This is a genomic window from Candidatus Hakubella thermalkaliphila, from assembly GCF_013281975.1.
Classification (GTDB): Bacteria; Actinomycetota; Humimicrobiia; order Hakubellales; family Hakubellaceae; genus Hakubella; species Hakubella thermalkaliphila.
On sequence record NZ_BLRZ01000001.1, the window covers coordinates 19,979 to 32,222 of the forward strand.

A 12,244-nucleotide genomic window follows, 5' to 3' on the forward strand; every position below is an offset into this window, starting at 1 on the left:
ACTGCAAAAGGGCCGAATTTCAGTATTTGGCCCTATCCTGCGAATCTAAATCGGATGGCAAATTGGCCCAAAAATCTGCTTTTTGCACCACTGCCATACTTAATATTAGACAAATCCCCCCTGTCATTGGCTGATTCTTTCTTTCGCTTGACATCCAAGGGAGAACCTAGTTTATGAGACTGCTTACCTGATATTGGACAGCGCTGACGAGGCCGAAGATGCACTCCAGGAAGTCTTTCTCCAAGTGCATAGATCGCTGTGTACTTTTGAGCCTCCGAAAGGGGCTTTCACGACTTGGTTGCATCGGATTACAGTGAACCACTGTCTTACTCGGCGACGCAAGCATCGTCTCACCATCATCTCGTTAGACAGAGTTTCTCCAGCGTCGCTGACCGCATATCTATTATGGGAAGCGTCTCACTTGGTACGTCGGCGACGTCAAGGTTGAGATGATCTCCAACCTGTCCGAGGCGGAGATGTTGAAGATCGCTGAGTCGTTGGCACCAGCGGAAGCAGTAGAAGACAAGCTACCGTACCCGCCGCCTGGCCGAGATGATTGATGGCTTCCCGAATTCTCTGCTGCACTTTCTTGTAATCAATTCGCTCCCAGGCTTCCAGCAGCGGAATGTACTTGGGGTCGCCGCTCGCCTCTACCTTGTCCAATAAGCGCCAGATCAGCCCTCGGTTTCTGTCCTTAAGGTAACTCATATCGAAGGGGCGGTTGTCCGCTGCTAGCATCTCATCGAAGCCACGGAGCAGTTCGTCGGCATAGGTCTCCTTCTCGATTTCCCATCCCTTTTCGGTGTACACCAGCAGCGGCAGACGATAATCGTACTCAATGGCCAAATAGCCATTCAAAATAACCCAATCAATTCGCGCCAGGATCTCTTCTGGAGACAGGTCGCGGTAGAAGCCGTACACGGGGCTTTTGTCAAGCGCCAAATCCAGCACCTCCTTGGCGCACGAGCCCTTCAACACTTTCGCTAGGAGAGTGCGCCCACCGCGCAGGATCAGATCATCCGCGCCTCTCAGGATAGCCCTGATCTCGTCATAAGGTAAGTTCTTGATCCCTTTTGTGTCAAGGTGATATCTGATCCGCTGGACTTTGCGACCCATCTACCATCCCGCTGCAAACTGGCGTTGACCTTAGGGGACACAAGCGACAAAGCAGGCTAACCGACATCGAAGCCAGCGGCGGCGCGAGCGGAGCGAAGCGCCGTCCGCTGCAGCGAGGGGTCGGGCAGCCTCATAGATCTACCGTGCCGAGCGCAACTCCTCTTCAATCTTGTCTGCGACGAACATCTTCAGCAGCGACTGATAGGGAATATCGCGCTTGTTCGCCAGAACCTTGAGCCTTTCGATCATCGACTCTGGCAGCCGAATCGAGATGGTTCGCGTCGTTGGACGCAGGTTCGGGAGCTTAACCTGCTCGACCTGGCGCCAATCAACGAAGTCAGTTGAGTCGTGCGAGGCCCAGAAATCTCGTTCCTGATCTTCGTTTTCAAACCTTGGGACCTTGCGAATCGGCTGCTTCACTCTGGACACGTTCATACTCCTTCCTTTCGCGCCGGCTCATATCTCGAGCCGAGATCACCCGTATCAACTTTTCGCGTATGGTAAAGACCGCGAACAATAAGCGCCCCTGATCGGTCTGGCCCAGCGCATAGAACCTGGGCTCAGCGTCCGAATGCATTACGTCCGAGGCCACCAGCAGTGGCTCATTGAAGAAGACCTCTTCGCATTCGGCTCGGCTGACTTTGTGCTTGATCCAGTTCTTCTCAGCATTGCCTTCATTCCACTGGAAACCAGTGCATTGGAGAAGTTGATCAAGGGGATTCACCACATCTCATGTATACATCAAATATATACGGTTGTCAAGACGGCAGGAAATGAGAAGGGCGCGGTTTGGAGTTGGTGGGTTCCCACCTGAGCGCATGAGACCATGCCTTCGGTGTGATAACTTGGGCACAGTCCGCAGGAAAGCCCACAAATGCCAATCTCATGGTATTTGATTTGCACAATTCTTTAACAAATCAAGTGGACTTTTTATAATTTTACCAAATCATCTAAAGAAACATCCAATCCCGTGGCAATTTTTACCACGGTTTGGATAGTTGGTCTAGTTATAACATTTAATTCAATTCTTGTTAGTGTTGTATTGCATCTCATCCGCCCAAGGCCAGCGAGCCCAGAACGCCGGGTATTACTGTCACTATAGTCCCCAGAATCCAGACCGCTATCACCATTATAGCGCTCTTGATTTTGGGCACACGGCAGGCAACAGTAAAACCTATAGCCAGGACGATGAGATACCAGATGATGAAGATATCAATCCTGGATAGGGTCAAGGCGAGGGGGCTCAGAACGTTGGTTAGTTGGTCTCCTACCACCAGTCCGGAGAGTCCGGGATAGGCAATATACCGTCCCGAAATGGCCACATAAGTTCCCTCTATAATACTCTTGACCAGGAGTGGTAGAGAAGAGACCACCACTACTGTAAGAGTCTGGCTAAAATTTATTCTTTCCCTCATGATCATGGCCAACAGGAGGTAGATGGCCGAAATAAAAGGCCAGTAGACTACCTGACCCAGAACTCCGAAGACCAGGCCGAAGATGAGCATCACTGAAGAGCTGCCCAGAGGATTATTTTCCAACTGCATTTCTATCGCCCTGGCCTGCTCCGGCGACATTTCCTTCAGTCGCTCTCTAAGGATCATTTGGCCAAACTCAGCTTCCAGGGGGCCAACTACAACGGTGTAGAGAATCACTCCTATCAGGATCAAGAGAGCTGGAAGGAAATAAATTTTAAACCCATACTTGTCCTTGACAATCCTAAAGGCCTTGAGGGGGTTGACTAGAACAAATCCCATAACTTTTAAGCTTTCTAGCATTTCCACTCCTTTTCTCCGCTAGATTATTGCCAAACAGATAGAGAGGCCAAGCATGGCACCCTCTCCAGATTCAGCTTACCAAAAGTTGATTCCTTGGAAAACATGCTTTTCCGTACAGCCCAAAAGACTACAAACTCACTCATGTCTCAAAGCATCCAAAGGATCCAGACTGGAAGCCCGCCGGGCTGGATAGATTCCTGCTGCCACTCCTACCAGAACAGCAAAGGTCAGGGCAAAAAAGACCAGCCAGAGGGGCACGTAAAAAAGGCTGACCTCTACCGGCTCGAGTGAGATAGTGTTCAGATAGTATACAGCCGCGAGATCAATAAGCTCCCCGGCACCCCATCCTACCAGGATACCACCAATCCCTCCCACCAGACCTATGGCCGCAGCCTCCAGAAGAAAAATCTTGGTGATATCGTCATTGGAGGCACCTACCGCTTTCATAATGCCGATCTCTCTGAATCTCTCATAGATAGACATTACCAGAGTATTGATGATACCCAAAGCTGCTACCAAAAGAGCAATGGCCCCCATGCTGCCAAATATGGCCTTGATTATGTTAAAGAAGATGTTGAGGAAACTGAACTGCTGTTTCATGGAGAAGGCAGTATAGCCCAGACCAGTGATCTCCCTGGTCACCTCATCCACTTTTTCTACCGACTCTACATATACGTCGAGATAGGCATACCCTTCTTTCTCAATGACTCTCGGATCATTTTTCTGAATAGTGGCTATCTTCTCCACGAGATCAATGGGGGCGTAGGAAGAGTAATCATCCTGGGTGCCTTTCCTTTCCAGAACTCCTATTATCTTCACCGGCATGACTTTAGACTTGCTCTCTCCTGTCTCCAGAGCTTGAGAGATCAACAGTCTCCCCAGGTTGTTCAGCATCTGGATACCTTTAATCTGCTCTTCGGTCTTAGGGTTAAAGAAGGTCTCGGCCACCCGATCGCCCACCACAATGGAGCCCATCTCTTTGAGCCTGAACTTCCTGCCTTCTTTTAGCTCCAGCTTCTCCAGACTATATTCCGTCACACCTACAATGTAGGCACTGCTCACTCCCCCATCCACCTGAAGATCTATCGCCACGTTAATATTGGGCACCACTGCCTCCACACCCTCTATGTCCTTGATCCTATCGATGGCTTTCTTGTTAAGAGCATCGCTCTCCTCGGTACTGGAGACAAAAGGTCCCCCTCTGGAGAAAGAGCCCCGAAAGACGGAAATCTGAGTGAGGGTAGCTTCACTCTCGAACTGCTCCCGGGTTGTTTTCTGAAGCCCGGAGCCAATTCCAACCATAGTCACGATGGCAGCAGTTCCAATTATCACTCCGGCTGCAGTCAGGGCTGTCCTGAGCCTCATCCTTTTCAGATTAGTAAGAACCATTCTGAAGAGATCCGAAGGTCTCAAGCTTATCTTACCTCCTCGATTCGCTCGATCTGTCCATCCAGAAGATGTGCTCTTCTTTGGGCATAATCAGAGATATATCGGTCGTGGGTGACTACAATCAAAGTCTGCCCCATATCTCTATTAATCTTCTGAATAAAAGTCATTATCTCCTTACCTGTCTCGCTGTCCAGACTGCCCGTGGGCTCATCAGCCAGCAGGATCTCAGGGCCAGCCACCAGGGCTCGGGCAATGGAGACTCGCTGTGTCTCTCCTCCGCTGAGTTCGGTGGGATTGTGCCCCATGCGTTCTTCTAGACCTACAATCTTCAGAGCTTCTGTGGCCTTCGCCAGGCGCTCCCGAGGAGGAATCCCCGCAAATATCAAAGGAAATTCTACATTTTGCAGAGCGGTCAGTGTGGGAATGAGGTTGAAAGACTGGAATATAAATCCTACTTTCTTCTGTCTGTAGACAGCCATCTCTCTATCCGAGAGGGTGGAAATATCTATTCCTTCCACTATGATCTGGCCGGAAGTGGGTCGGATAAGACCTCCGATCAGATTGAGGAGGGTTGACTTTCCGGAACCGGAGGGTCCAATCAAAGAAATATACTCTCCCTTTTTGATATTCAGATTGACATTCCTCAGAGCATGGACCACTGCACTTCCCATCTGGAAGTCTCTGCAGATGTCTCTGAGTTCAATCAAAACCTGGTTGTCCTGTTCTCCCATAGCTTACTTGGACTCCCTGGGAATCACCACTATATCGCCCTCCTGAAGCCCGGATTTGATCTCGGTGAACTCTGAGGTGATGTAGCCAGTCTCGATAGTGACTTCTTCGGTCCTCCCACCTTTTCCCCTGACGGTGACTATTTTCTGGCCATCTACCTCTTTTATGGCCTGGTTGGGGAGATAAAGGGCATCTTTCACACCTTCTATGACCATATCGATAGTTGCAGACATACCTGGTTTAATCACCGCCCCTTGGTCATCCTCGATGCTGAACCTGACCAGATAGGTAATGATGCCCTCTGACTCGGTAGGAGTAGGAGCAACAAAGGTAATCTTGCCAGGCAGAGGCAGGTCGGGATAAGCATCTAGCTTTATTTCTACTTTCTGTCCTTCTTTAAGATTTACCACATCTATCTCATCTACGTCAGCCTCCAGATGAAGCTCGCTAAGATCAGTGATAACTATCAGATCCTGAGTGTTGACCCTGGCGGAGAGCTTGAAGTCGACCCGGGCCACAATACCGCTAAAGGGAGCAAATAGCTTGGTCTCAGCCAGAGCGTACTCGGTCTCCCTCACCGAGGCCTGGGCCAGATCCAGTTGGGCCTGGGCATCATCGAGGTTTGCTCTCGCTGCTTCTATCTGGGCAGCCGCTTCCTCCTTCTGTTTAAGTGTATCCCAATAGGTATCCTTCAGTCGAAGCTCAGCATCTTCATAAACCGCTCTGGCCTCATGCACTCGCTGAATGGCGGCAGCTATCTCTGCCTTGGACATTCCCTGCTCCTTTAACTTCCTGAGGTACCGACTGGCATCTTCCACACCGGTCCAGGCCTGCTCCACGTCCTTTTGGGCCATCTGGTAAGCCAGATCGGCCCGCTGGATGACCACATGGTTGTTGTCCAGAGCTTTTTCATACTCGGTCATGGCCTTCTCTACCGCAGCCTCGGCGCTGGCGGCGCTGGCTTTAGCTTTGTCCAGACCTGCTACCAGCTCTTCATCATCTAGCTCCACCAAAAGATCACCTTTATTCACCCGGTCTCCCACTGAAACATAGATTTCTTTGACCACGCCCGAACCAGAATATCCCAAAGAGACCTCCTGCCTGGGGAAAATCTGACCCAGCAGAGATATGCTTGTGCCCAGATCTCCTCTCTTCACCTCCACAGTCTCCTGGTCTAGCTCCACTGTTCCTGTAATCAGACCACAGGCAGTAAGTGTAAAGACCAGACTTAGAGGAATTGCCGGGAACAAATACAGCCAGGAAAACTTGCCTCTCCTTTTCATCACGCTGAGCATCCTTCTTCTCCCTTCAGTCGCTACGATCCAGGCTATTATATCTCGGGGGCGCTGGTGTCGAGCAAAAGATATGCTATCAAAATTAGGACAGGTTATTTTAGCAACGGCTGTCACGACAGAGGGTCAGGGTCGTGAAAACTGGTCCTTTTGAAAAACGGACCTACTCTGCTTTTTCCACTATAATCTTAGTTCCCGAAGATACTTCTTGGAAGATCTTAGCATCTCCCGAGACTTCTCCCACCAGAGTTACCGGACTGGCTGCCCGCGGCTGATCACTTTGGCTGACAGGAGTCGGGCCAAAGAAGATACATAGAGCTGATCCCGGTGGCCAATAACCCAGAGTCCCTACTTCCACCTCCTCCTGTCCGTCTTCCAGCTCCGCCTGCACCGGGATAGGGAAGTAGATTTCCTCTCCCCATTTGCTTCCGCTTCCCTCTATGGGTAGAGCATCCCAGATGGCTTGAGCTGTCCTGGAGTCGTTGAGGAGCGCCTCAGCTTCTACATTGCCAGCTCTGATTCTTATCTTTTTTGGCATTATTCCCCCCTCTCTAGATTAAACTCTTTCTTCGAAGAACTCCAGAGCATGCTCCTCCTCCATTCTACTTCTTCCTCTCGTAGCCGGCCTATCAACTCCATGTTTTCCTTGGCATACGCTGGAAAGAACAAAAGAACCTGCATTTGGTTCAGATTATACCAGACCTGGGCTATAGCATGACAACAGTAATTTTAACCATCCCTGTGCTATAATTCAGGGGACAAACCACCTGGAGAAGAGGTGCAACCCAAATGAAAGTCCTGATAACCGGTGCTACCGGCTTTGTGGGCGGAGTCCTGGCCAGAGAGTTAACAAAAGATGGAAAGTATGAAATAAGAGCACTGGTCCGAAAGGAGAGTAACATAAGCACTATCCAGAGGCTGGATGGCCTGGAGGTAACCTTTGGAGATCTAAGAGACAAGGAATCCCTGAAAAAGGCTCTCAGGGGCTGTAGAGGACTCTATCAGGCAGCCGCCCACAATGCTCTTTGGGCTCGGGATAGCCGGATATTTTACGATGTCAATGTCCGGGGTACCCAAAACATACTGGATGCAGCTTTGGAAGAGGGTGTTGAAAAAGTCGTTTACACCAGCAGCATCAGAGCTCTAGGCATACCTCAGAAAGGGACTTTGGCCAATGAAGAGACCGAATTTAACTGCTGGCACATCAAAGACCATTATATGAAATCTAAATACGTGGCAGAGCAATTATGCCTGAAAATGGCAGAGAAAGGTCTTCCTGTTGTGATGGTCAACCCCACGGGTCCAGTTGGCCCAGGAGACATAAGACCTACTCCCACCGGAAAATCCATCGTGGATTTCCTCAACGGCAAACTTCCTGGCTATCTTGATGGAGGCTTCAACCTTGTAGATGTAGAAGATGTGGCCAAGGGACATATTCTTGCTTTTCACAAAGGAAGGATAGGGGAAAGGTACATACTGGGAAATAAAAATATCTCCATGAAAGAGTTCTTTCTCTTATTAGAAAGAATATCCAAAGTATCAGCTCCGAAGGTGAGAATACCTTATCCTCTGGCTCTTGCTGCTGCTTCTCTCCTGGAACTCTCCAGCAAGATTACTAGAAAACCCCCTCCCCTTACCGTAGCCCGGGTTCAGATCATCAGCAAGTATATCTATTTTGACTGCTCTAAAGCGATAAGAGAACTGGGACTCCCCCAAACCTCTCTAGAGCTATCTCTGGAAAAAGCTGTCAGGTGGTTCAGGGAAAATGGATATGTCCACGTCTAATAGAAACTTCGTGCAATTTTCCCCGGAGGGACATTTGAGAGGTTTGGTGGAGATAGCCGGATTCGAACCGGCGACCTCCTGGGTGCGATCCAGGCGCTCTGCCAGCTGAGCTATATCCCCACCGGGGGTTACCCTAAGATTTTGAAAGCAATGAAATTATACCACACAGCACCTATCTGAAAAATTACCTCAAACTACCGGACGGGAGATACCACATGAAATATAAATCATTTGCACTGTTTTTATGTTGCTAACCGTCTCTTTACTATACTCTGACTCTTCTGTACAATACAAAAAGACTCTCTAATGAGAATAGCAGTGAAATTAAGCGACAAAATCTTTGAAACAAGCAAAGCCTTGGGCGACGAGACCAGGTTCTCTATCTACTCTTACCTTAGCCAACGGTCCCAACCCATCTCAGTTTGCCAACTGGCAGAGGAGTTTTCTCAAATCTACAGTAGCGGATGTTCGTGCATGGCCTTCAGGCGGCGCCAGCGCCGCTCCACCTCAGCTTCAAAAGCGGCCAGAATGTCGGCGTGCTCTGGTCTGGTCAGGTGTCTGGTTTTGCCCATCATCTTCAACCACTCGGCTGCTGGTATGCGCTTACCTCTTTCTTCGGGGTCATAATTAATGGTGGTGATACCCCGCTCTACTTCATAGATAGGGAAGAAGCAACAATCTACTGCAGCCTGGACAACTTCGGTCCCCAGCCGCTCCTCATAGCGCCAGGAAAGGGGACAGACACTCAATACCTTACCGTAAACGAACCCGCCATTTCTCACATACCACTGAGCTTTGGCTCCCTTTCTTACTAAATCTGTACCCATTCCTTCCACACTGGTAAAGACATAGGGAATATGGGTGGCAGCCATGATCTGAGCTGTATCCTTGTGCTGGAAGCTCTTGCCTACCTCGGCTGGACCCACGTGGCTGGTGGAAGTGGCGTGGCCGAGAGGAGTGGCATAACTAAGCTGGTTCCCGGTATTCATGTAGCCCTGGTTATCGTATTCCAGGATGATCATGGGGTGACCCCTGAGGGCCGTCCCAATGACTGGACCCATGCCAATATCCATACCCCCGTCTCCGCTAATCATAATAAAGGTTAGCTCTTCTTCTATAGGGAGCTCTCCTCGACGTCTGCGCTCCCGATACATCTCCACCAGACCGGAGAGGGTGGCAGCCCCATTCTGAAAGAGGTTATGTATGTAGGTTACCCGATGGGCACTGTAGGGATAGGCGGTAGTAACTACCATCCCACAACCAGTCTGAAAAGGCAACACTACAGGGCCTTCAATACCTTTCAAGAACTGGTTCAGCGTGGGAAAGATACCACAGCCAGGACAGGCTCCATGACCGGGTGCAATGCGTTTGGGCATGGCTGTCAACTGGCGGGGAGTGCCCACCCTCACTTTTGGCCTGCCCGTAGCCTCATCCACCTCCACTTTGGTCAAACCAAGAGTGGAGTTCTCCCGGGAAATAGGGGGTTGGAGTGGTTCCAGCTTCGGGTCTGGATGGCCTGGATTAGCACCATGATAATCAAAAGGAATTTCCACCTGCCCGGTTTGGGCAGCCTGCAGGGCCTGGCGAAGAAGTTCCTCAGCATCCTCAGTATAGAAGTCCTTTCCGCCCAGCCCATAAACCCGGGCCAGACATAGGGTTCGACTTTGAGGATCGTCTTTGAGAGCTGCTTTCACTTCTAAGGCCATGTTGCCGCCATGGGCACCGTAGGAGTCGGCCCGATCGGCGATAAGCACTGCTTTGACTCTTTCCAGAGCTTTTCGGATCTCCTCGGCCGGAAAAGGTCTTATCACATTGGGGCTGATGATCCCCACTTTATAGCCTTCGGCTCGAAGCTTATCTACAGCGTCTTTGGCCGTCTCGGCTGCAGAGTTCAGGATGAAGAGGGCCACCTCCGCATCCTCCATGCAGTACTGCTCCACCAGAGGATAATATCGTCCACTCAAATCTCCGTACTCCTGGAATATCTGAGGGAGCACCCGTTCAGCAGCATCCATGGCCTGCTTAAGCTGGTATTTATTGTTAATAAGGTCAGGATCATTCATGTAGGGCCCGATAGTGACGGGCTTGTGGGGATCCAGGGCATGAATGGGTGTCCAGTAGAGTCCGACGAATTCCTGGACTACTCGGGCCTCCTGGAAGTAACGGACCCGTCTTTTCTGGTGGCTGGTAAAGAAACCATCACTGGCCACTATGACCGGCAGACGCACCTCCGGATGCTCGCCCAGGCGAACCGCAATGATGTTCATATCATAGACGACCTGAGGATCCCGGGCTAAAAGGATGATCCATCCCGTATTCAGGGCCATCATAATATCGGAATGGTCCCCCCTGATGTCCAGTGGTCCACTCACTGAGCGAGTAACCACATTAAGAACCATGGGAAAGCGCGTTCCTGACTGTACTGGCAACTGTTCCATGGCATAAAGAAGGCCTTGAGCGCTGGTGGCATTGAGTACTCTTCCTCCTCCCAGAGTGGCCCCATAGCAGATGCCTGCCGCTCCGTGCTCACCGTCAGCGGGAACCATTCTGATCTGGTGCTCGCCGTCCGCATACATCTCATCCACCTCTTCGGCAATCTCGGTAGAAGGGGTGATGGGAAAATATCCCATGAGATGGTAGTTGATCTGCCTGGCCGCAATAGCTGCCATCTCGTTACCCTTTTTGAAATCTACCTTCTGGACTAACTCTATTGCTCGTTCTTCTTCCTGCTCTTCCATTGTGGGGATCGTTGTCTGTGCTCGCATGCTATTCTCCACCTACTCTCTTAATAGAAAACTTCCAGATTGTTTGTCTTCTCGTGAGATGGACACAAATTTACTTTCCTTATTATTGTTATCAAATTGTTACTGTTTAGGGGCACATCACCCGCGGAGGATGGGAAATGTTTTATTAAATGTTATTGTTACTCCGGTGTTGTTACTCTCGTATTGTTACTCTGGGACCCATGATGTCGCCCTTTGATTAAAAAAGTTTTTTCTATGTAGTAGAGAACCTTCCCAACTCGACTGTCTACACCATCAACTTATCTTATCCCAATACCCCGGGCTCTCCGGCTCACCGTAAAGATGGAACTTAGATCTCTCCATGGCCACCAGGGCCTCTGGTGGGCCCACAAGCTCTATGCTGGTTCTTCGCACCAGCTCTGGTTCCTCCCGCTCCATAGTAAGAGCCTCCACCGGGCAAATCTCCACGCACTTGAGACATCCTTTACAATGTTGGTAATCAATACCCTGGAGAACCATAGCTGGCCGACCTCTTTTGTCTACCCCTTCCTCCCACACAAAACAATAGTCGGGGCAGGTCATCTCACATTTGCCGCAATCAATACACTCATCCCGATGAAAAAGAGGGACAAAGCCTTGACGGGAGGGACTCAAGTCTTTAAGAATGGTGTTTCCCGGATTGATGATTGTGCCCCCCAGAGGAACGTTAGCATAGCCCAGAGCAGGGACAAAGCGGGTAAAAGGAATCCAATCGTATTTTCCATCAGGGGCAAAATCTTCCAACACCAGCTCATGATAACCACGGTCAAAAGTTCTGAGATTGGGTTCTACCAGACTCGGATACCTCTGACTGAGAGCGTCAGCAATAGTTTTACGTACAACTTCACGGTCAATAAACCCGGCGGCCTGGGTGATAGCTCCCAGCATGGCCGTATTAAGACGCGTCTTCTCCTGAACAGCAATACCCAGAGCATCAACAACCCCTATTCTTCCCGATGGCAACTGCAAAATATCCCGCATCTCAGCCGGAGTTCGGGTAGTATTCACAACCACAGTGCTCTCCGAAGTCAGCCCTTCAGTAGTCCCGTCCAACCCAGTCAGAGCCTCATGGAAGATGGCCAAAAGATGGGGTCTTTCTACTGGACTGCTGGTACGTACCTCCCGATCAGCCGCGCACAGACGCACAAAAGACTTTATGGGAGATCCCTTTTTCTCCGAGCCATAGGAGGAGAAACTGGCCCCATTTAGACCCTGGCCCAGTACCATAGCCTCCGCCAGAATCTGGCCAGCCAGGTTGGCACCCAGTCCTCCGATGGATTCAAAGCGCATTTCATAGAAACCCAGCTCATTGGTATAAGGCAACTTTGCGGATTCAACCATATGCCACCTACCTCCTATTCGGTAGCCTGCTAAA

The 12,244-nt window shown here is 50.3% G+C and carries 12 protein-coding genes, 1 tRNA gene and 1 pseudogene; 2 read left to right on the forward strand and 12 right to left on the reverse strand.

From position 1 onward, the window contains the following. Positions 1–175 precede the first annotated feature (175 nt). A pseudogene (locus tag HW443_RS13705) lies at positions 176–448 on the forward strand (RNA polymerase sigma factor); the annotation flags it as partial. On the opposite strand, the gene HW443_RS00135 reads toward HW443_RS13705, so the two are convergent. The 9 genes from HW443_RS00135 to HW443_RS00175 all read right to left on the reverse strand — a co-directional run bounded on the left by HW443_RS00135 (position 439) and on the right by HW443_RS00175 (position 6,839). Continuing rightward, positions 439–1,116: an RQC-minor-1 family DNA-binding protein gene (locus HW443_RS00135; protein ID WP_176235203.1), complete on the reverse strand. Its 678-nt coding sequence runs from the start codon at positions 1,114–1,116 to the stop codon at positions 439–441. The pseudogene HW443_RS13705 and the gene HW443_RS00135 sit on opposite strands and share 10 nt — an antisense overlap. A gap of 138 nt (positions 1,117–1,254) precedes the next feature. Continuing rightward, positions 1,255–1,545, reverse strand: a complete 291-nt coding sequence (locus tag HW443_RS00140) for a BrnA antitoxin family protein (protein WP_320411249.1) — start codon at positions 1,543–1,545, stop codon at positions 1,255–1,257. After that, positions 1,502–1,843 carry a BrnT family toxin gene (locus HW443_RS00145; protein ID WP_258188929.1) on the reverse strand — a complete coding sequence of 114 codons (342 nt, stop codon included), beginning with the start codon at positions 1,841–1,843 and terminating at the stop codon, positions 1,502–1,504. Before HW443_RS00145 ends, HW443_RS00140 begins: the two co-directional genes overlap by 44 nt. Positions 1,844–2,046: 203 nt before the next feature. Then, positions 2,047–2,169, reverse strand: coding sequence for a helix-turn-helix domain-containing protein (locus HW443_RS13710; RefSeq protein WP_176235205.1), 123 nt, complete (start codon positions 2,167–2,169; stop codon positions 2,047–2,049). Further along, the gene (locus HW443_RS00155) at positions 2,166–2,891 is read right to left on the reverse strand and encodes a YIP1 family protein (protein ID WP_176235206.1); all 726 of its coding nucleotides are present in this window, start codon (positions 2,889–2,891) and stop codon (positions 2,166–2,168) included. The genes HW443_RS13710 and HW443_RS00155 overlap by 4 nt, the downstream gene beginning before the upstream one ends. Before the next feature lie 135 nt (positions 2,892–3,026). Then, complete coding sequence (locus HW443_RS00160) at positions 3,027–4,304, reverse strand: ABC transporter permease (protein WP_176231706.1); 1,278 nt, start codon at positions 4,302–4,304, stop codon at positions 3,027–3,029. 2 nt (positions 4,305–4,306) lie between these two features. Further along, the gene (locus tag HW443_RS00165) at positions 4,307–5,011 is read right to left on the reverse strand and encodes an ABC transporter ATP-binding protein (protein WP_176231705.1); all 705 of its coding nucleotides are present in this window, start codon (positions 5,009–5,011) and stop codon (positions 4,307–4,309) included. A 3-nt stretch (positions 5,012–5,014) separates the two neighbouring features. Then, a complete protein-coding gene (locus HW443_RS00170; RefSeq protein WP_176235207.1) occupies positions 5,015–6,304 on the reverse strand; it encodes an efflux RND transporter periplasmic adaptor subunit in 1,290 nt (429 codons plus the stop codon). A gap of 160 nt (positions 6,305–6,464) precedes the next feature. Next, positions 6,465–6,839 (reverse strand): cyclophilin-like fold protein, encoded by a 375-nt coding sequence (locus tag HW443_RS00175; RefSeq protein ID WP_176231703.1) that lies wholly within the window; start codon positions 6,837–6,839, stop codon positions 6,465–6,467. Positions 6,840–7,090: 251 nt separating this feature from the next. Here HW443_RS00175 and hpnA point away from each other — a divergent pair, with 251 nt between their 5' ends. Further along, the gene (hpnA, locus tag HW443_RS00180) at positions 7,091–8,086 is read left to right on the forward strand and encodes a hopanoid-associated sugar epimerase (RefSeq protein ID WP_176235208.1); all 996 of its coding nucleotides are present in this window, start codon (positions 7,091–7,093) and stop codon (positions 8,084–8,086) included. A 44-nt stretch (positions 8,087–8,130) separates the two neighbouring features. On the opposite strand, the gene HW443_RS00185 is transcribed toward hpnA, so the two are convergent. From HW443_RS00185 to HW443_RS00195, 3 genes are all read right to left on the reverse strand, one after another. After that, a tRNA-Ala gene (locus HW443_RS00185) sits at positions 8,131–8,206 on the reverse strand. A 332-nt stretch (positions 8,207–8,538) separates the two neighbouring features. After that, the gene (locus HW443_RS00190; protein WP_176235210.1) at positions 8,539–10,824 is read right to left on the reverse strand and encodes a thiamine pyrophosphate-dependent enzyme; all 2,286 of its coding nucleotides are present in this window, start codon (positions 10,822–10,824) and stop codon (positions 8,539–8,541) included. Positions 10,825–11,124: 300 nt separating this feature from the next. Further along, positions 11,125–12,210, reverse strand: coding sequence for a 2-oxoacid:acceptor oxidoreductase family protein (locus HW443_RS00195; RefSeq protein WP_176231128.1), 1,086 nt, complete (start codon positions 12,208–12,210; stop codon positions 11,125–11,127). Between the last annotated feature and the right edge of the window lie 34 nt (positions 12,211–12,244).

Coding starts and splice junctions, on each gene's coding strand:
- HW443_RS00135 (WP_176235203.1), bottom strand. CDS start 1,116: ATGGGTCGCAAAGTCCAGCGGATCAGATATCACCTTGACACAAAAGGG.
- HW443_RS13710 (WP_176235205.1), bottom strand. CDS start 2,169: ATGAGATGCAATACAACACTAACAAGAATTGAATTAAATGTTATAACT.
- HW443_RS00155 (WP_176235206.1), bottom strand. CDS start 2,891: ATGCTAGAAAGCTTAAAAGTTATGGGATTTGTTCTAGTCAACCCCCTC.
- HW443_RS00165 (WP_176231705.1), bottom strand. CDS start 5,011: ATGGGAGAACAGGACAACCAGGTTTTGATTGAACTCAGAGACATCTGC.
- HW443_RS00170 (WP_176235207.1), bottom strand. CDS start 6,304: ATGCTCAGCGTGATGAAAAGGAGAGGCAAGTTTTCCTGGCTGTATTTG.
- HW443_RS00175 (WP_176231703.1), bottom strand. CDS start 6,839: ATGCCAAAAAAGATAAGAATCAGAGCTGGCAATGTAGAAGCTGAGGCG.
- hpnA (WP_176235208.1), top strand. CDS start 7,091: ATGAAAGTCCTGATAACCGGTGCTACCGGCTTTGTGGGCGGAGTCCTG.
- HW443_RS00190 (WP_176235210.1), bottom strand. CDS start 10,824: ATGGAAGAGCAGGAAGAAGAACGAGCAATAGAGTTAGTCCAGAAGGTA.
- HW443_RS00195 (WP_176231128.1), bottom strand. CDS start 12,210: ATGGTTGAATCCGCAAAGTTGCCTTATACCAATGAGCTGGGTTTCTAT.